We start from the raw sequence: 20225 nt of genomic DNA on the forward strand, positions 1-20225 counted from the left end.
TAACACAGTGCGATTACATGACGACATACACAATTACTATGAAAAAATTATGATTGAAGAAATCATTAAACGACAACTTGAAAAGCAATATAGTGAAGACGTAATGGCTGATTTTTGCTGTACTGTACTAAACCAACTACCTGCCCGATACATTCGCTATGATGTAGATATGGAGTTTTACTTACCACACGTTGAACGCTCTCATATGGAGGAACGAGTAAATATTGCCATTGATGTTGCAATCAGCCAAATAGCGAAAAAAAAGGCCGGACATGAGTAAAGAGTTAACCCAAGCACCTACACACGTAAAATTAGCCGTAGACTTAATAATGCTGCTTGAACAACATGACGTTGCCGCTGATGATGTGCTCAAAGCACTTGAAATAATCAAAAGCGATTATGAAAAAAAACGCCTCAATACTAACATACAGCCAGCATAGTTTACTGGCTGTAGTACATTTACATAATCGTATTATTCGTCTTTAAAAATTGCCACATAGGTCGCTTGCGTATTTGATTTGCTGGCCCGATACATACCACTGGTATTAAACGGTAAGCTGATATTACCTTTGCTATCAACTATGATCACTCCTCCAGTACCACCAATCGGCTTTAGCACACTATTAATCACTTCATCACCCGCTTGTGTAATAGTCTTACTTTGATATTTAACTCGTGCGCAAATATCAGCCGCGACATTATAACGAATGAAATACTCGCCGTGGCCAGTGGCAGATACCGCACATGACGCATTTTCAGCAAATGTACCAGCACCAATTACAGGGGCATCACCAATGCGACCAAAACGCTTTGCAGTCATCCCGCCCGTTGAAGTACCTGCCGCCAAGTTACCGTTTTTATCAAGTGCGACAGCACCCACAGTGCCCATTTTATAATTGAGGGGTAACGCCTGATGCGCAGCTTGATAATCTTTACTGGTAGCTTTGGCTTTATCTAGTTTTTCTTTTGCTTTTAATAACGCTTTATAACGGTTATCCGTATCGAATAAGTTATTTTCGACCAATGGAACGCCCTGCTCTTTGGCAAACTCTTCAGCACCTTGACCACTGAGCATCACATGAACCGATTCTTCCATCACCAAGCGCGCTAAATTAATCGGATTTTCAATATGTTTAACACCCGCAACAGCGCCCGCTTGACGATCACGACCATCCATAATTGACGCATCTAATTCATGGCCGCCGTCATAGGTATATACCGCACCTCGACCGGCATTAAAGTATGGCGAGTTTTCTAATACATTGATTGCAGCGGTTACTGCATCTAGGCTTTCGCCACCTTGCTCAAGTACTTTATAGCCAGTTTCTACCGCCTCTTTGAGTTTAGAGCGATAAGCTTGTTGTTGCTCTGGAGTAAAACGGCTTTTTTCAATCGTGCCCGCCCCACCGTGAATAGCGATAGCGAAAGGTGCACTAGCGCTTATGGCTAATGGGCTAAACGTTATAAAGCACGCACTAACTAAAGCGCTAAAAAGTGACTTGTTCATACAGGTAGCTTGTGTTGGAAATAAGTATAACCAATGTGAATAAATTGGCGCTAAATTACAACCCTAACCAGATAAAAGACATAAAAAAAGCGCCCAAAGGCGCTTTTTAATATTTCGTTTAAATTACGCTTGTTGCGCTTTCAAACGAGCTAAACGTGCTACTTGATGCGTAGACGTTAAGAAAGAGAAAATAGGCGCTAAATAACCACGCTTACGAAGCTCTAAAAAGTCTTCGTCGCTTAACTCGTTAAGTTTTTTCTCATCAATAAGGTAAATACCATTGATGTCTTTTTTCTCGCCTTTAATATCAACTGTTAGTGTTTGCGCTACTAAAAGCTCTTTATCAGCAAGATATTTTGTGAATGCTTCAGTTACATGAGAAAACTCAATAAATGATACAAGTGCTTCTTTACGACGTTTTAAGTAATCTGTCTCTTCACCGTTTTCAAATAATGCATTTCCTTCAGTTTCACCCACTAATGGGCTTGCTTCGTCAATCACAATACCGTATTGATCTTCTTGTGGGTGTTTAACTAGACCCAGTGGGTAGCGTGTTGTTGCCATAGGAGCAAACGCTGCAGTCCACTTACCGTCTTTTACAAAAAGGTTTTCGCCAGGCTCTAAACCAAACATAGCTACAGCTTGAAATTGACCAGTCTCGTTATTTTTTACGAAAGACATTGGAAACTCATTTGCTACACGCGCGAACTCATGTGCAACGACAGGCACTAAGTGTTGAGTTTTTAAAAATTCTACATTGATGCCGTTTTGAATTTTAGTGTTGGCATGCTTTTCATTGTGTAAAGGCTGTACTTGTTGCTCCGCCATGTTACTGCTCCGTTATTAATAAGTTTATATTTTTGCTGTTAGTACCCTAAGGCTAAAGGTTTTGCTACAAAAATGGAAGTGAAATGTTTGTTGCAATTTGCAGTTATCATATGATTTTAAACATAAGAAGCTTAATGTAGCTATCTTTAGGAAGCTGTCAGACAAGTTACTTTAAACTACAAGAAAAAAAATATAGAATTAGACGGCATCCAAATACTAATGCATATACCGAATTAAGTTTTTCTTAACTTATGGGTAGTAATTTGTAATCGAAGAAAAGTGCCTTTTAGTGGCCTAATCAAACTGAATCATATTTAACTTAAATATGGTGTGTTTCCATCAATTAATCGAGGCTTTACTTTTTGAATATCCGGCTTGAAAAGACTAAAGTAGGAAACAATCCATATGCTATTATTGACCTACCTGATGAAGACTGTGAACTCTGGAAAAAGAGTGCAAGCTTTTATAAAGGTGACTGGATCAAAGCACTAAATTATTATCCAGGAATTTGGTCAAGAGTAACACCTCAATATTTCACCTTCATTGAAAGTATATTACCAAAAATAGTCAATCACTTTAATTTAGAAGGTTCTAAAATTGAATCTTTAAATTCAAATTATGCGATTGCTCAAACACCCAGTGAAGAATTATCGCAATTACAAAAAATCCCTCATTATGATGGAACCAAGAACAACCAACTAGCTATAGTGCACTACTTATGTGGTGAAGAGTTTGGTGGCACAGGTTTGTTTTCACACAGAAAAACAAACCTTGAAAGAATTAATCTTGAAACAGAGGAAAGCTTTAATCAAACAGCAAAAGAAGAAGCTCTTCAAGCTAAGTTAAATGGCTATATTGATAAAGATAATGAGTATTATGAGCTAATAGCATATTGTAAAGCTAAGCCTTCTAGACTATTCATATACCCAGGTAATGTACTACACTCAGCGATTATTCCATCGCAATGTAAACTAAATAATGAAATAGCAAAAGGCCGCCTAACAATTACTTCCTTTATCTCGTTTGATAATAATATTACTTAGATTTATATTTTCCCTAAACCATGCAGTTTAATCTTAATGAGTAAATCTCTTTGCCCCTGTAAGCTCTTCATTGCTAATATACTTGCCTGTTGTATTTTACTGATATGAGCTGTCGCTGAGCTTAAACTTGGATACCTCTGCGAGATTGCATTTCTATCAATCTCAAAATCCATACCATACATTACGTATAAGTAATTCTCGAGCTTAAAAAGGTCTGTCGTACGTTCAAAATCAAACTGACTAGGAATATGGGTATGCCAATACTTTAGTTTTTGTAAAAGGCCATCAGGAATATTTGCTTCATCACGATTATCAAGCCAAAATTGCGTATCATCACGTTTTGAAATGCAATAATGTAGTTTTATAAAATCAATAATATTTTCCCAAATTGCACCTACTTGCTGGTTATAATCTTTGGCAATATTTTGCATCTCATTAAAATTAATTGGTAGCTTCGTTGCTAATATTTTTGCTGTCATATCAAAAACAAGTAGCCCGGTTGCCTCAAGCGGTTCAACAAACCCTTGAGATAAGCCAATTGAAACACAATTCTTCAACCACGGCTCTTTTTGATACCCAGTTTGCATAGGTATTTTGCGCGCATTAACAGGCTCTTTACCTAGGTACTTTGCTAGTTCTTTATAAGCGCTTTCTTCATTTATATGATTACTAGAATAAACTAAACCAACCCCTCTTCTTGTAGTTAAACCTATATCCCAAATCCACCCAGCCTTTTTCGCATGTGCGACAGTATAAGGTTTAATAATTTTTTCGTGTTCTCCATAAGGAACTTGTATTGCAAGTGCGGTATCGCATAATAAAACATCTGATTTATCTACAAATGAGCCATTAAGTGTTTTCTTTATTAACTTTCCTTCAAAGCCACTACAATCAACAAATAAGTCACCACTAACCACGCCCTCATTTAACAGCTCTAACTCACAAATATAACCATCAGATGAGAGCTTTACGTTAGACACATGGGCATGAGTATGTTTAACAGCTAAATTATTAATCGCATTTTCTTTTAGTAGCTCTGTAAATTTACTTGCATCTAAGTGATATGCATAATTAACAATACCACCATATTCTGGAATTTGAATATTTTTAGGGGCTAAATTTGCTTCACATATGTCATGCTGTATTGATACGCAGGAAGCATAATGATCAGGACATATATCTTTATTCTGCAGCCAAAATGCATTTATTGAATCATTCCCTAAATGTGGGTATTCAAATAGATGATGGTAGAAATTATTGGGTTTTTCTGAGGGATTATAAGTCCAATCGACAAACTTGATACTTTGTTTAAATGTTGCATCGCATTGCACTAATAGTTGAGTTTCTGAAATCCCAAAACTTTTGAGTGTTTCTCTTATTACTGGCACTGTACCTTCACCCACACCAATTGTCGCTACATCCGGTGAGTCAATTAATTTTACTGAAAGGTTACCTGCTGCTATGCTTTCTTTATAGTGAGATGCAATATGGTTTGCAGTAAGCCAACCTGCTGTCCCCCCACCTAAAATGACGATATCCCTTATGTTTTTTTTATTCATAGTATTCTCACAAAAAAGCCCCGAAAACGGGGCTTAATTATATATCTTAATCTTAATTTAGAAGCGGAAATCTACACCAATTGCATAAGTAGCTTCACCTTGGTAAGACCAAGCTGGATAGCCATCTTTAAGTGAAATTTTAGTTGCTTCGTTATCTGCATCTGCTGCAGCGTATTGAATGCTATCTTCTTCAAGTAAGTTTGTAGCAGCAAAACGCAATGTGAAGTTTTCAGTTAAATTATAACTTGCTGTTAAATCAAGTGTACCAAAATCATCGTGCCAGCGGTTTCCATAAAAGCCTGTTTCACGGATCATATACTCTGAACGCCAATTGTAAGCTAGACGTACAGAAACGTCATCATTCTCATAATAGCCGACTGCGTTAACTGTATGCTCTGAACTATCAGTGAAAACATCTATGCCATCAGAGAAATTATCCGGATCGGCAGAACTGTCAGCGAAGGTATAGTTAAACATGGTTCCGAAGCCACCTGCTAACGCATGTTGAATTTGGAACTCAACCCCTGCAATTTCGCCACCATCACCGTCTACTTGTGTGTTCACGGTCCAATCATCACATTTACAAACGGGGTCTGTAATGCCAATTTTTTGGTTACGTAATGTCTCAGACGTAGTGAAGTTACTAACATCTTTATAAAAAGCAGTAACTGCAACTAAGTTAGAGTCACCATAGTAATATTCAAAACCAATATCAGCCTGAGTTGCCTTAAACGGGCTAAGTGAAGGGCTTCCTTTTGTAACCGACTGATTACCTAACTGTGTATCGCCATAACCTGCTAACGATTGCGATGCAAACATATCTGAATAGTTTGGACGAGAGATAACTTGCGCAATAGAGAAACGTAAAATAGTATCTTGATTTATATCATATGCTAAGTTAAAACTTGGTAAAAGTTCACTATAATGACCTTGGTCTGTGTCGATTGTTGAGCTTAGGCCGTTATTTTGCGCAATCCCATTTGGGTCAACAAAAGTTGGATCTGGTGCATAAAAATCTGACTCCGCATATGTTGATACATAGCGCACACCAAAGTTACCGCGATAGGCTTCACCGGAAAAATTTGCCATTACATATACTGAAAGGTTTTCCTCTTCAACAGTACCAAAGCCAGAACGGTCTTCATACCAGTTTTGAACAGCCGCTAAGCCATTCGCTTTCATCGCGTTAATATTTGGTAGTGGAATTGTTAAATCTTGCATACCAGCAGTATCTGTACCACTCCAGTATTGCAAAGGATCAACGCTAACGTGTGCACCTTGTGCTGCTCGCAAAGATTCTCTTGTTACTTCATGGTTAGACCAACGAACACCTGTTTTAACGCTGGTAATGAAATCACTATCCAGCATCAAAGTTAAATCAGTTTGAAAGTATGTCTCTTTATCCTCATTTGGCGCAATTTGTGTTGCCCACTCTTGAAGACCTCTATCCGCCCATACTGTATCAATGTCATTTTCATTCCAACCATTCACAGCAATATCAATATCTGTATATTCACCAGTTGCATCAATTGTACCGTAAACATCTTCTGGAGAGCCGATAAAAGCAGCATGATTAAGAGTTAAATCAGTACCACCTTCAGCTTTAGTTGTGCCTATTTGTGTTTCAAGTTTAAAATTATCGCTAACGTAATCAAACGATAAATCGATTGTTTCTGAATTCATTGATGCAAAACGAGCGAATGTTTGCAAGAACGTTTGTCCAGCTGGATTAGCTGCATTTGTTTCACGGACTAAACATGCACCGGCATCGTTAAATTGTGAGCAACTATCAGTATTAGAGAAGACAAAAAGACTGTTGTTATTATTATCTGCACTTAAGTCTAAATTCATATAATGTAGAGCGAAGCTCATATTATCTGTAGGTGAATATTGAGCTGTAAAATCTACTGCAGTACGCTCACGATTTTGCTCAAAATAGTTAGCAGACTCTGCACCTGCCCATGCGTAAGATGCTTCATTACCACGGCGCACATATGTTGTATCTTCCCATGCAACAGCGGCAAGAACACCAAATGTTTCTTCATCATTTTTCCAGCTGTAGAGGCCTGAAATTGCAGGATCTGTTTCGCTAGAAGCCGTTGAATATGTGCCCTCAGCTGAAATAAATGCAGTGCCAGAATCTAGATCCAGTGGTTTACGAGTAATAACATCAACCGAACCACCAACACCACCTTCAAGTAAATCTGCTTGAGAAGATTTATATACTTTAATTTCAGAAATCATCTGTGGTGGTAAAAGTGTGTAATTAAAGCTACGGTCAATTGCTTGTTGGTCATACCAACCTGTAGAAGCAACATTTTGACCATTTAATGTAGTCAACGTTAGTTGATTAGATGCGCCACGGATAGAAACTTGCTGCCCTTGACCAAACTGGCGATTAACTGCAACACCAGGAATACGACCTAAAGCTTCACCTACATCACTATCTGGAAACTTGCCAATATCCTCTGCTGATACAGCATCTACAACGCCATCAGCAAACCGTTTAGTATTGATTGATGCCTCTAAAGAGCGACGAATACCACGTACTTCAATGACTTCTACGTCTTCTTGAACTTTTACTTCGTCAGCTGCATAAACAGCACCAGTGAATCCGGCACTCATTACAAGACCGATATTTACTGCTAATAAGCTTTTTTTAAAATTTTTAGCTAACACAGGATTCCCCTTGAATCATTTTGTTGGTTTTATTTATCACTTCTGCCCAGTGATGATGACAGCGTTGTCATCTAGTAACAAACCATACACTCTAAATTACATTTGTGCTACATCTTTTTAGCCGTTTTGTGCAAAAAAATAGCTATAAAAATAATAACCAATTGAATATTAATACATTAAAAAAATAGAGTTTATAAATTGTTACAGTTTTACGGCGGGAATATAGCATGGTTAAGTTCAAAAAGAGAAAACCAAATGGACTGTTTTAGGTAATTTTATGATTTTAGATAAGTCTTAGTGTAAAAAAAACGTTCCACTTTAACTATACAGAAATTACATTTCGCTTTTTTGCTGATAAGGATATAACTTTAGCTGGATGAACAAAAACACATCTTTTCACATTAATATTGCAGATAAATTAGGGCAAATAATTTATCAAGGGGAATTCATTAATAGTTATCAACATCAATGACAGCGTTGTCATTTTGTATTCTAAAGAGTTACGCTATTAATGTCTACCTTTATTTCCCCCCATAGCCTACCCTTTTCATTGAAAATTTTAGAGAGCTATAGGAACCGTGAAAATTACTCATATAATTGTTCTATATGGATAATTTTTAATGTAGTTAGTGAAGTTTTTTAAACCACTAAGATACTCATGTTTTTAATAAAGTAGGCATAAGTAGCCACATTTCAACAAACAACTAGTTAACTCACACTATTTGTGAGGCTTGTTATTTAGTGAAGATAAGTCACTGGCAGATAGATCACATTACGCTCCAAACTTAATAATTGCCGGGCGTTATATAATACCAATCGACTTAAATATTTAACTATTCTAGCGAAGCTATAAATGGTCAGTAACTTAACACGATTGTATAACTGTTGTTTTCGATAAAAATAAATAAGCGAAAATAATAAAGATCTTGCAAGTGCGATACAGATAAATTTAGAAGAGAAACAAAAATGCAGGCTTTATAGCCTGCATTTTAAAGTTTGGGTCGATTGGGGTCGTTACGGAGCCCAATAAACTTCAATATTTATTGTTGGGTGATTTAAAACTGCACGTAGTGGCATGTCGTTTTCATCTCCACCGGCTTTTGCTGCTTTATATACAGCAAGCTTTTCTTCTCCACTGATCAGTAACTTAACCACTTTAGACTGCGCAATCGCTGCTAAAGTTAACGTCATACGTTCGGTAATATTCCCTGTTACTTCACTTTCTATAGCATTAATTGCACATACCAATTGTGATGTTTCAAGCCCTTGCTGTAAACCGCCCGCATGTGGAAATAATGAAGCGGTATGACCATCCGGTCCCATGCCTAATATAGTTACATCAAATGGACGTTTCAGTTGTTGGTACGCAGCTTCACATTCTGCACTACCCTGTTGGGCAGTCTCGGCATTGTTTTTCATAGTAATGAAGTTAGCTGCCGCCCCATGATTTTGTAATAACGTGCTCTTAATAAACGCTTCATTACTTTTTTCATGTGCTGCATCAACCCAACGTTCATCAACCATAGCAACATCTATCTTTGCCCAATCTAATGCTAGATTAGATAAGTGCTTATAAGCGGGTGCAGGTGATGAACCACCTGATACCATCAGTACGGCACGGCCATCAGCTTCAATACCGTTGACTAAACTTTGTTCAAGTGTTGTAGATAACTCAGCGGTTAATGCATCTTTTGAATCAAAAAATTTCTCTACGATGGTTGCCATTGTTATGCCTTATCGCCAGTGTTAAACCAAACATGGTTATTTTCAGCTAATAGTTCATCAGCATCATCAGGCCCCCAGCTACCAGCACGGTATAAAGCAGGCTTACCTTTTTCTTGCCAGCGCTCGATAATTGGGTCAATCCATTTCCAAGCTTGACGTACTTCATCACGATGAATAAACAGGGATGGATTATTTGCAGCTGCATCTAACATCAAGCGCTTGTACGCATCTGAATGGAAACCATTGCTATAAGCTTGCGATAGCTCAATGTTCATGGTTACCGGCTCTAATTGCATCTCTAAATTATCAAGACGCTTTGACATCAAGGTTAATTGAATTGTCTCTTCAGGCTGAAGGCGTATAACCAAACGGTTTGGTTCAATATTGCCAACATTATCACCGTAAACATTGTGTGATACTTTTTTGTATTCAACGACAATTTCGGCACAACGTTTTGCCATACGTTTACCTGTACGAAGGTAAAATGGCACGCCCGCCCAACGCCAGTTATCAATATGAGCACGAATAGCAACAAATGTTTCTGTTTTACTTGAACCTTCATTTAACTCTTCTAAGTAACCAGGGACAATTTTGCCATCCAAATCACCGGGTACATATTGACCACGAATGATGTTGTCATCTACATCCGTTGCAACAAGTGGGCGCAATGATTCTAATACTTTCAGCTTTTCGGTGCGGATGCTGTTTGCATTAAGTTTATTTGGTGATTCCATCGCGACTAAACATAACAATTGTAATAAATGGTTTTGCACCATGTCACGTAAAGCACCGGCTTTATCATAAAAACCAGCACGGCTTTCAAGGCCAACAGTTTCAGATAAGCTGATTTGAATATTATCGATTGATTTAGCATCCCACATATTTTCAAATAATGAATTTGAAAAACGCAGTGCCATTAAGTTTTGTACCGTTTCTTTACCTAAGTAATGATCAATACGGAAGATTTGCTCTTCGCTAAAGTATTCAGCAATTTTTGCATTGATCTCTTCTGCTGAATTACCGCAATAACCAATTGGTTTTTCAACAACGACACGTGATGTAGCAGTGATCAGACCTTTGCTAGACAGTATTTCACAGCAGCTACCATATACCGCAGGTGGAAGTGATAAATAGAACACCCGAGATTTGTCTGCATCGTGCTCATCTAGTATTGTTTTTAGTTTATCCCAATCATCGTCTGCTTCGGTTACATTCGTGACTACTGGCACCAAACACGCTGAAAAAGCTTTCCAATCTTTGGCATTAAACTCACCTTTACCTAAAAATTCTTTTAGCGCTTGATGAGCTGTTTCTATGTATTCCGCACGTTTACTTTCTTCACGAACCGTCGGTAAAATACGCGAACCTTGTGGAAGGTTGCCTTCTTGATATGCGCGATACATTGCAGGTAATAATTTGCGTAATGCAAGATCACCACCGCCCCCAAAAATTACAATATCAAAAGGATTTAACATAATTTACTCTCTACGTTTGCTATGCCCAGTTGTCAACTATCCACTATTGATAGTGCGGGCATACATTCTTGTTGTTTAGTTGATGTCAGCTTTTTGGCATCGTACTCGAGAAAAAGCCTGTTGAATTCGCTTGTTTTTATCGCTGAATATTGATTCAGCTGTATTCATTTCAAACTGGTAATTAAATGAGTCTTAGGGGCTCTGTATATCCTCTCACAAATATACAGGCCCTAAGAACTCCAGCGCTACCCGTTCAAAGGTATTTGGTTACACAGTACAATTGATTGTGCTGTGCGAATTTTTTACTGCGCTCGACGTTGTTTATAATAGCTCATTAAGCCATTTGTCGAACTATCATGTGGATGGTTTATATTATCATCCAGTAACTCAGCTTCAATTTTTGAGGCTAAGCCTTTACCAAGTTCAACACCCCATTGATCGAAAGAACAGATCTCTAAAATGATGCCTTGGCAGAAAATTTTATGCTCATATAAGGCAATTAATCGCCCCACCGTTTTTGCATCAACCGTATCTAACAGCATTGATGTTGTAGGACGGTTACCACGGTGGATTTTATGATCAATTAGCGCGGCTATTTCAGCCTCTGATTTGCCTTTTGCGGTTAAATCAGCGCGAACTTGCTCGGCATCAACCCCCATCATCATCGCTTCTGTTTGTGCAAAAAAGTTCGATAATAAAATGTCGTGATGCTGACCAATATTAACCTGAGGTTTAATAGAGGCAATAAAATCAGCCGGTACAATCACATTGCCTTGGTGCAAACACTGATAAAAAGCATGTTGACCATTAATGCCGGTCATACCCCAAATAATTGGCACTGTAGTATACGGTACGGTATTACCCGCAAAATTAACGTGCTTACCATTACTTTCCATTTCACCTTGCTGCAAATAAGCTGGCAACATGTGTAATGCTTGATCGTAAGGTAAAATAACCTGTGAGTCGAAACCTAAAAAGCTGGTATTCCATAAGCTCAACAAAGCCATTAACAATGGTACATTTTCTGCAAATTCGGCCGTTTTAAAGTGTTCATCAACTTCAAAAGCGCCTTCAAGAATCGCTTCAAATGCATCAAAACCTAAATACAATGCAATTGGTAAGCCTATCGCACTCCATAATGAAAAGCGACCACCTACCCAATCCCACATTGTGAATACGTTTTCATCAGCAATACCAAACGCTGCCGTTTTTTCTAAATTAGTGCTCACTGCTACAAAGTGCTTAGCAATGGCTTGCTTGTCATCGGCTGACTCTAAAAACCATGCAACGGCGGTTTTTGCATTGGTCATGGTTTCAGATGTAGTAAAGGTTTTTGACGAAATCACAAACAAAGTTGTTTCAGGATCGATGTCTTTCAATACTGACGCAATTTGTACGCCATCAACATTTGAAACGTAATGTACTTTTAATGAGTCATCTGCATAGCTTTTCAGTGCTTCCGTGGCCATTTGTGGGCCTAAGTTTGAACCACCAACACCAATGCTCACAACATCTTTCACGGCTTTACCGGTATAACCTAACCATTGCCCGCTACGTACTTTTTCAACGAACAACTTAATTTTTTGTAACTCAGCGTTAACCACCGAACTTACATTCTCGCCATCTACAACTAATGATGATGCACTACGGTTACGAAGTGCAGTATGAAGCACGGCTCTATCTTCGGTGATATTAATTTTTTCACCGCTGAACATTTTATCTCGCCAGTTAGCGATATCGCACTCTTGTGCTAAAGACAGTAACTGTGTCATCACACTGTTATCAATCAATTGTTTTGAATAATCAAATAAAACACCTGGGATCTGAGTCGAAAATTGCTCGAATCGCGTGCTGTTATTGGCAAATAAATCTTTAAGATGAACTTCCTTCATCTTATTTGCACTTACTTGTAATGCTTGCCAACTAGCTAACTGTGAACGACAACTCATTTTTAACATCCCCTTAAACTCGCAACAAACTGATTTATAACTATCTTTAGATTAAAAAAGTGTACTAATAGCGTATTAACTTACAAATAAATTTAACGATAAGTTAGAATGACAACGCTATCAACAAGCTAATTTTATATTTTACAATCGAGATAATAACGTACTTTTACTCATTTGACACCGGTATCATAAAAATTATCTCAATTATTTTACTGCTAATTTTACTGAACATTAGATACACTAACTGGTCTTGATGAAGAAATAATGAATAACACGTTTGTTAAGTCTACTTAGGTGTATTCTTATCAGGAACATATCAACACTAAAACAATAACCTAAAAGTAACTCTATGAAAGTAACTATAAATGATGTAGCGAGGCTCGCCGGGGTTTCGATGAAAACGGTTTCACGGGTAATAAATAAAGAACCATCTGTTCGTAAAAAAACTTACGATACAGTCATGGATGCTGTAAAAGAGCTGAACTATCAGCCAAATCTTGCAGCACGAAACCTAGCTGGCACGTCATCATTTACGGTAGGCTTAGTTTATGACAATCCTAATGCGTATTATGTGATTGATATGCAAAATGGTGTGCTTTCTCGCTGTAAAGACGAAGGCTATGAATTGGTGATCCATCCATGCACTTATACAGATGCAAACATGAAAGATGAATTTATCACCATGATAAAGCGCTCTCGCTTAGCTGGGCTTGTGCTTACACCGCCATTATCAGAGCAAAGTAGCATCACCAATTTACTCGATGAGTTAAATATTCATTACGTTAGGGTGTTATCTGGGCGACCATCAGATGATGATCAAGACACCTGTATTTATGTTAACGATTATAAAGCCGCGTATGAGATCACCACTCACCTTTTAACTCATGGACATGAAAATATTGGCTTTATCTGTGGCGATAAAGAACATAAATCGACGTCTGAACGCCTTGAAGGTTATAAAGCAGCGCTGGCAGATAATCATAAAGAATTTGATAAACGCTTTATTTACGATGGTAAATATTCGTTTGAGTCGGGTGTTGAAGGTGCAAAGCACTTGTTAGCCGAGAATAACACCTTGGCTATAACCGCTATATTAGGTGGCAACGATGAAATGGCCGCTGGCGCCCTATTTGCATCACGCTTAATGGGTATTGCTATTCCTGAACAGTTATCTATTACTGGCTTTGAGGATTCTCCTTTCTCTCGTCAGACATGGCCAAAGTTAACTACCGCTCATCAAGCAAACGATGTTATCTCTCAACATGCAGCACGGTTATTATTTACCAAAACTCGCGGTGCTCGTAACCAAGATAAAGACATCATCACATCATTTACACCATCAATTGTGATCCGTGAAAGTTCAGGGCCTAAACAGTAGCTACAGCCTTGACTGATAATAAATAAGGCGCTAAAAGCGCCTTATTTATTATCAGTCAATTGCCAGTCTTCTGCCCTGTTATTATAACAGTGCCATTCCACCGCTGAGATTATACACGTCAGTAAAGCCAAGCTGAGATAAGTTAGTTGCCGCTTGTTTTGAACGATTACCACTGCGACAAAGTAAAATATATTTACCCTGTGGGTTCAATTGCCTGTCCACTAATGCATTTGCCATTCTACTTAGCGGAATATTCATCACTCGCGCAGGGCTAACTGCAAATAACTGAGGAATATTGTTTGCCCCATGTTCATATGGTTCACGGGTATCAATTAAATAGACATCGCTTGCAGTTAACATATCTTTTGCTTGCACGGCGTTCAGTTCGTAAGCTCTACTGTATTTTAAACTGTCAGCATAACCACACAAAGTTGCAAATTTACATAAATTGTCTTCATCGCTGCGCTGCTTGTTGTTAGCAAATTCAGTATCACTTAGTTCATTGTTCAATAATGCATGCAATAACGGCGTTTGCTGCTGTTGAACTTGCCAATTAATAGCAAAACATTGCTGGTAGTCATGACCAGAACAAATAACTGTCGACTCTGCTAAGCATGTTGATAGTTGACGTAATGAGTGTGCCATAGCTAACGCATCCCCACCGTCAATTGCAGTATTACCAAGCCCAGCAGGCAGCAGCAAATCACCGCAAAAGCAAAATAGCACTTGTTGAGAGTTGTTACACCGCAATAAATAACTAACACTATCTTGGCTGTGCCCGGGTGTTGCTAAACGCTCAATGGTGCATTCAGGTAATGCAATACTCGTTTGCTGCACTGGCCACCCTAATTCATGCTCGTCATGCAAACTGAATTTTAAGGCCTGAGCCAACAATGTAGTCGCACAGCATCGCTCTTGATGGGCATGTGTGTCTAAAATGGCTGCTACCGCTAAATTTTGTGTGTGTACTATTTTTTCAAGCCGCGGGATAAGCTCAATAATTGGGTCAATGATCACTGCTTGTTTATCTTGACTGACATACAACCAACAACACGCACCTTGATGTCTAAATTGTGTTAACCCTAATGCACACGCTTCTTGCTGTGGTGATGACGAATCTGAAACCACCAAACAATTAGCTTGTAATATTGGTTTAAGTGAACGAATACGCGCACAGGCAGTGGTTATTTCAGCCTGTGTTGTCGCCGGTCCAAATGATAAACGTATTGCATTTTCACTACGCCAATCACTCACGCCCATGGCATCTAACACAAAACTACGATTTGCGCCAGAGCTACAGGCTGAGCCACCACTGATACGAATACCTGCCGCATCGAACAAATCCATCACTTCTTTACTACTGAGTTCATCAACAGCAAAATTTAACGTTGTTGGTACTGACAATGCAAAAGTATGATTAAAGGTTATATTACCAAAGGTATCCACTAAAGCCTGATGTAATTGTTCACGATAGCCGTTTAACACATCGATTGATTTAAACGTATCGTTTGTTTTATCCAGCAATAAACAAAACAGTTTGTTAAGACCTGCGATGCCTGGCAGGTTTTCAGTACCGGAGCGCATGCCACTTTCTTGACCACCACCGGCAATAAATGGCGTATAGGCACTGCCTTGACGAATATACAACACGCCTATACCTTTCGGTGCGTAAAGTTTATGGCCTGAAAATGGCGCGTAGTCAATCGTTGTATCACTAAGGGCTAATGCGGTTTTCCCTAGCGCTTGTACGCAATCCACCATCCACGCAACTTCCGTGTTATGTGCTCGTATTACCTTTTCAATCGCTTTTAAATCTTGATAAACACCGGTTTCATTGTTAACTGCCATGGTACAAATCATCAGTGCATCACCAGCGTGTTGAGCAATAAAATCTAAATCTAAAAGGCCATCACTCGATACCGGGATCGCAAGCACGGTTGCGTTTATACCCAATACGGCATTCCAATGTATTAATGTATTAGGTACTGCTTTATGTTCAGTCGCGCCATACAGTAATACTGGGTTTGGTTTAGCATGCTCTTTAGCTGCTATGAGCGTAGACACGACAGCTGTTTGAATTCCTTCGGTAGCCCCAGAAGTGAATAAAATATCCCCCTGTTGTGCACCTATCACATCACGGGCTTTTTGACGTGTTTGCTCTAATAAGTGTTTAGCTTGAATACCGGTAATGTGTGAAGAAGAAGGGTTACCAAAGCAGATTTGCATAGTATGCGAAACAACCTCTGCAATACAAGGTAGCACCGGTGTTGTTGCGTTTGCATCAAGGTAAATTTGTGACGATGAGTCAGTAGGTAATATTAAATCAGACATTAAAAAACGCACCATATTACTAAAAGATATATCTTATAACCCATTCTACATAAAATTAATGGGTCGCGTAAGAATCAATTAGTCTCTCAAGTGCGTTTTCTATACCATTTGATACTATACCCAAAATACCTAAATCTTCAGGTGATTTAGGTATAAAGCTAATTAAACAAAGTTCGTGTTAGCTATGCTCAATCAGTTGTTCTTCTTGTTTCGTTGACCAAGCATTGAGTAAGGCTTTTACCAATGACGCTAGTGGAATTGCAAAAAACACGCCCCAAAAACCCCATAAGCCACCAAAAAACAGTACCGCAACAATAATAAATACCGGGTTCAGATCAACCGCTTCAGAAAATAGTAACGGCACCAGCACATTACCATCTAATGCTTGAATAATGCCGTAGATGATCAGTATGGTCCAAAACTGGGTTTCTAAACCAAATTGAAATAATGCCACGGCCGCAACCGGTATGGTAACAAGTGCCGCACCCACAAAAGGGATCAATACTGATAAACCCACTAATACGCCCAATAGCGCTGCATAACGTAAATCAAAAATAGTGAACGCGATAAACGATACTGAGCCTACAATCAAAATTTCAAACACCTTACCACGAATATAATTCATGATCTGTTGGTTCATTTCGTGCCATACCTGCAAGATTAAGCGTCTTTGTTTTGGAACGAGTTTTTCTGCACTTCTGATCAACTCCAGCTTATCTTTGAGCATAAAGAATACCAGTAATGGTACTAAAATAAGATAGATCAACCACGCCACTACATCTTTTAATGATGTCAACGAGACCGATAATAATACTTGGCCAAACTCAATTGCTTTGGCTTCAACACTGCTGACCACTGATTGTACTTGCTCTGCATTAATTAAACTGGGGTATTGCTCAGGCAAGTGCAGTAAAAAAGATTTTCCCTGCTCTATCATGTGCGGGCTTTCTTGCACTAAATTACTAGCTTGCTGCCACAGTATTGGGCCCATGCCGATCACTAAGGTCAGCATCAACCCTGAAAAAATCAACATCACTATAATAGTGGCAGTAAAGCGATGTAAGCCAAAACCCTCTAAATGCGCAACCGGCCAATCAAGCAGATAAGCAATCACTAAAGCAATCAGCACAGGTACAATAAGTGCACCAAAGAAATAAAACATCGCCATTAAAGCGAGTAATAAAAACAATAAGGTCACTGAATGCGGATCTGAAAACTTCCTTTCGTACCACATTTTTACATATTCAAACACGATTTAGCTCCACGATTAACAATCCACGTTGTTGCTCTAATTTGTACTGATAATGATTTTTTTGCAAAAAGCGCTCCATATCTTTGGTAGATTGGTCTGCCAAAAGTGTAAATCTTATCGATTGCGCCGCAGCTAAAGCTTGGCGCAAAGCCAACTTAAACTGGATAAATTGCTGCGGGCATTTAAATCCGCGCAAGTCTTGCTCTAGCATAACCAATTATCTACCCTATAAAAATGAATAATACGGTCTTTATCAGTACTATTAATAACAAATGTAACTTTTTCTTAAAACACGCATCGCAATAGTTTATCCTTGTAGCATAGTTTGTAGTAAGGATAAGTTAATGTCTGGCACGCATAATAAAGCGCAACTACCCAGTAATCCAACTCTTAAAGAAATTAACTGGTATAAAAAACAAATAAATTGGGGTGAACTCCCACCCTTCTATCACCTTGTCGCCTCTTCAGTGAGCGAGTCGGAGGGGATATTAGAACACGGTTTTGATAATGCCGTGAAAAAAATAATTGATAGGCGCAATTGGAATCTCGATTTACTAGGAGGTCATGAAGACACTCTTGGGGAGATCCACTGTGAAAATAAGCCAAGAATTGCGTTGCATCAAGTGTTCACCGACCGAGGCTTTGAATTATGGGCACAACCCTACGCAAAAGACGTTACAATAGATAAATACGTTAAAGATAACCGCTTTATGGAGTTTAACGAGTGGGATCCAGTGTCAATGAAAAGTTTGATCCGGATTAACCAATTACATAAGTTTATTGGTTTTTACTTTGAACGTGGTGACAAAGCAGATAAGGCGCTTATTCTCCATGCACACAAGGTAGTACATAAAATCATTAGTTTTTTACAGCGAGAATTGAACGTTGTAAAGCTAGATGGGGTCACAATCAAAGAATTGTATCAATTGTGCGAACGAGATAGCAGAGCATGCAGTGACGAAATCGACATTGCTAAACTCATGCTAGGTGAAAACCATAACAAGGAATAAAATGCAGCTTAAATCAGCCTTTATTACATTATTCAGTACACTTTTAACATTTAGTGTGCTGGTAAGTGAGCCATTAAAGGCACAAACCAATTTTACATTGCCAGATCTTGGTACTTCAGCATTACAAGCTTTGCCGCTTGAAAAAGAACAAGCTATCGGAAAGGTGATGATGATGCAAATTCGTGGCTCATCACCGGTTGTTAATGATCCTGTGCTTGATGAATATTTAACGACAATTGGCCGCAAGCTAGTTGCCAATGCCAATGATGTACGCTTTCCGTTTTCATTTTTTTGGATCAACAATCCGGAAATCAACGCATTTGCTTTTTATGGTGGCCATGTTGGGGTGCACACCGGTTTAATTGCGCAATCCGATAACGAAAGTCAGTTTGCCTCAGTACTTGGTCACGAAATTGCCCACGTTACCCAGCGCCACCTTGCACGTCGCATGCAACAACAACAAGATAACAGCGCACTCACTATCGCCGGTATGATTGCCGGTATTTTAGCAACCGTTGTGTCTCCTGATGCCGGTATCGCGATTATCTCAGCCAGTCAAACACAAAGCGCATTTAGTCAACTCACTCATAGCCGCTCAGCTGAGCAAGAAGCCGACCGCATTGGTATGCAAACACTCAATAATGCAGGATTTGATCCTTACGCATCCAGTGAATTCTTAACTAAACTTGCTGCGCAAATTCGTTATAAATACAAACCACCAGCCTTTTTGCTGACTCACCCATTACCTGAGAGCCGCGTGTCTGATGTGCGCTTACGTGCACAGCAATTTGAAAAACGTCAACTTCCGGATAGCTTAGAATTTAACCTTGCCAAAAGCCGCGTGATTGCTCGCTACCACCAAACACCAGAAGCGGCTGAAAATTTCTTTAGAAAGCTCATACGTGAAAACAGTTTTTATAATAAAACAGCGCTTAATTATGGCTTGGGTATTAGTTTATTGGATCAAAAAAAGCTCGATGAAGCGGCGCCTATTTTAGACGAACTTTTAAAGTCTGATCCTAAAAATTTATTCTATATTGATACGCATACTGATCTATTGATAGCTCAGAATAAAGCCGCCGAAGCAGTAAAGTTTTTAGCCGCGTTGCATGAAAACCGTCCTAACAATCAAGTTATTACCTTAAACTATGCCAATGCTGCACTTGAAGCTGAGCAATACGATGTTGCAGTGCAAATATTAAAATCATTTTTACTCGAAAAGCCTGAACATAATTTAGGCATGCAACTTCTTGCAGATGCCTATAAAAAGCAAGATAACTTAGCCGCTTATCATGAAGCAAATGCCGACGTTCTTGCACAATACGGCGCCTACTTAAAAGCCGCTGACGAAGTACAAAAAGCACTCAACTTTGTAGAACCACAAGAGCTAATTAAACAACAACGTCTCAAAGCATTGTTAACGCAATACCGCCAAATGCAAAAAGAGCTCGCAAGGCTTTAAGTCTGGTGCTGCTTGGCCTAAAATAGC

At 38.9% G+C, this 20225-nt stretch carries 16 protein-coding genes; 6 read left to right on the forward strand and 10 right to left on the reverse strand.

Going from position 1 to position 20225, the window contains the following annotated elements; translation table 11 throughout:
- Positions 1-7: 7 nt before the first annotated feature.
- Positions 8-280, forward strand: a complete 273-nt coding sequence (locus FW757_RS13680; RefSeq protein ID WP_182739954.1) for a late competence development ComFB family protein — start codon at positions 8-10, stop codon at positions 278-280.
- Positions 273-440: a DUF2496 domain-containing protein gene (locus tag FW757_RS13685; RefSeq protein ID WP_182718410.1), complete on the forward strand. Its 168-nt coding sequence runs from the start codon at positions 273-275 to the stop codon at positions 438-440. Before FW757_RS13680 ends, FW757_RS13685 begins: the two co-directional genes overlap by 8 nt.
- Before the next feature lie 32 nt (positions 441-472).
- Here FW757_RS13685 and FW757_RS13690 read toward each other — a convergent pair whose 3' ends face one another.
- On the reverse strand, positions 473-1507 hold the full coding sequence (locus FW757_RS13690) for an isoaspartyl peptidase/L-asparaginase family protein (RefSeq protein WP_182739953.1): 1035 nt from the start codon (positions 1505-1507) through the stop codon (positions 473-475).
- Between the two features lie 123 nt (positions 1508-1630).
- Positions 1631-2335, reverse strand: a complete 705-nt coding sequence (locus tag FW757_RS13695) for a SapC family protein (protein WP_145240973.1) — start codon at positions 2333-2335, stop codon at positions 1631-1633.
- 362 nt (positions 2336-2697) lie between these two features.
- Between FW757_RS13695 and FW757_RS13700 the strand changes: the two genes are divergently transcribed.
- Positions 2698-3378, forward strand: a complete 681-nt coding sequence (locus FW757_RS13700; protein WP_182739952.1) for a DUF6445 family protein — start codon at positions 2698-2700, stop codon at positions 3376-3378.
- 2 nt (positions 3379-3380) lie between these two features.
- Here the strand turns inward: FW757_RS13700 and FW757_RS13705 are convergent, their stop codons facing one another.
- The 5 genes from FW757_RS13705 to pgi all read right to left on the reverse strand — a co-directional run bounded on the left by FW757_RS13705 (position 3381) and on the right by pgi (position 12765).
- On the reverse strand, positions 3381-4937 hold the full coding sequence (locus FW757_RS13705; protein ID WP_182718413.1) for a tryptophan halogenase family protein: 1557 nt from the start codon (positions 4935-4937) through the stop codon (positions 3381-3383).
- 57 nt (positions 4938-4994) lie between these two features.
- Complete coding sequence (locus FW757_RS13710; protein WP_182761277.1) at positions 4995-7616, reverse strand: TonB-dependent receptor; 2622 nt, start codon at positions 7614-7616, stop codon at positions 4995-4997.
- Positions 7617-8630: 1014 nt separating this feature from the next.
- The gene (pgl, locus tag FW757_RS13715; RefSeq protein ID WP_149982816.1) at positions 8631-9341 is read right to left on the reverse strand and encodes a 6-phosphogluconolactonase; all 711 of its coding nucleotides are present in this window, start codon (positions 9339-9341) and stop codon (positions 8631-8633) included.
- A gap of 2 nt (positions 9342-9343) precedes the next feature.
- Positions 9344-10816, reverse strand: a complete 1473-nt coding sequence (gene zwf, locus FW757_RS13720; protein WP_145240983.1) for a glucose-6-phosphate dehydrogenase — start codon at positions 10814-10816, stop codon at positions 9344-9346.
- A gap of 302 nt (positions 10817-11118) precedes the next feature.
- The gene (pgi, locus tag FW757_RS13725; protein WP_182718415.1) at positions 11119-12765 is read right to left on the reverse strand and encodes a glucose-6-phosphate isomerase; all 1647 of its coding nucleotides are present in this window, start codon (positions 12763-12765) and stop codon (positions 11119-11121) included.
- A gap of 349 nt (positions 12766-13114) precedes the next feature.
- On the opposite strand from pgi, the gene FW757_RS13730 reads away from it, so the two are divergent.
- Entirely contained in the window at positions 13115-14143 is a 1029-nt protein-coding gene (locus FW757_RS13730; RefSeq protein WP_182718416.1) for a LacI family DNA-binding transcriptional regulator, read from the forward strand.
- 81 nt (positions 14144-14224) lie between these two features.
- Here FW757_RS13730 and FW757_RS13735 read toward each other — a convergent pair whose 3' ends face one another.
- From FW757_RS13735 to FW757_RS13745, 3 genes are all read right to left on the reverse strand, one after another.
- Complete coding sequence (locus FW757_RS13735) at positions 14225-16474, reverse strand: aminotransferase class V-fold PLP-dependent enzyme (protein ID WP_182718417.1); 2250 nt, start codon at positions 16472-16474, stop codon at positions 14225-14227.
- A 178-nt stretch (positions 16475-16652) separates the two neighbouring features.
- A complete protein-coding gene (locus FW757_RS13740) occupies positions 16653-17726 on the reverse strand; it encodes an AI-2E family transporter (RefSeq protein WP_182718418.1) in 1074 nt (357 codons plus the stop codon).
- Positions 17719-17937, reverse strand: coding sequence for a sulfurtransferase TusA family protein (locus tag FW757_RS13745; RefSeq protein ID WP_149982821.1), 219 nt, complete (start codon positions 17935-17937; stop codon positions 17719-17721). Before FW757_RS13745 ends, FW757_RS13740 begins: the two co-directional genes overlap by 8 nt.
- Positions 17938-18070: 133 nt before the next feature.
- On the opposite strand from FW757_RS13745, the gene FW757_RS13750 reads away from it, so the two are divergent.
- Positions 18071-18736, forward strand: a complete 666-nt coding sequence (locus FW757_RS13750; protein WP_149982822.1) for a hypothetical protein — start codon at positions 18071-18073, stop codon at positions 18734-18736.
- 1 nt (position 18737) lies between these two features.
- Positions 18738-20198 (forward strand): beta-barrel assembly-enhancing protease, encoded by a 1461-nt coding sequence (bepA, locus tag FW757_RS13755; protein WP_182718419.1) that lies wholly within the window; start codon positions 18738-18740, stop codon positions 20196-20198.
- The last annotated feature ends 27 nt before the right edge of the window (positions 20199-20225 follow it).

The sequence above is a fragment of the Pseudoalteromonas sp. 1181_04 genome (assembly GCF_052850545.1).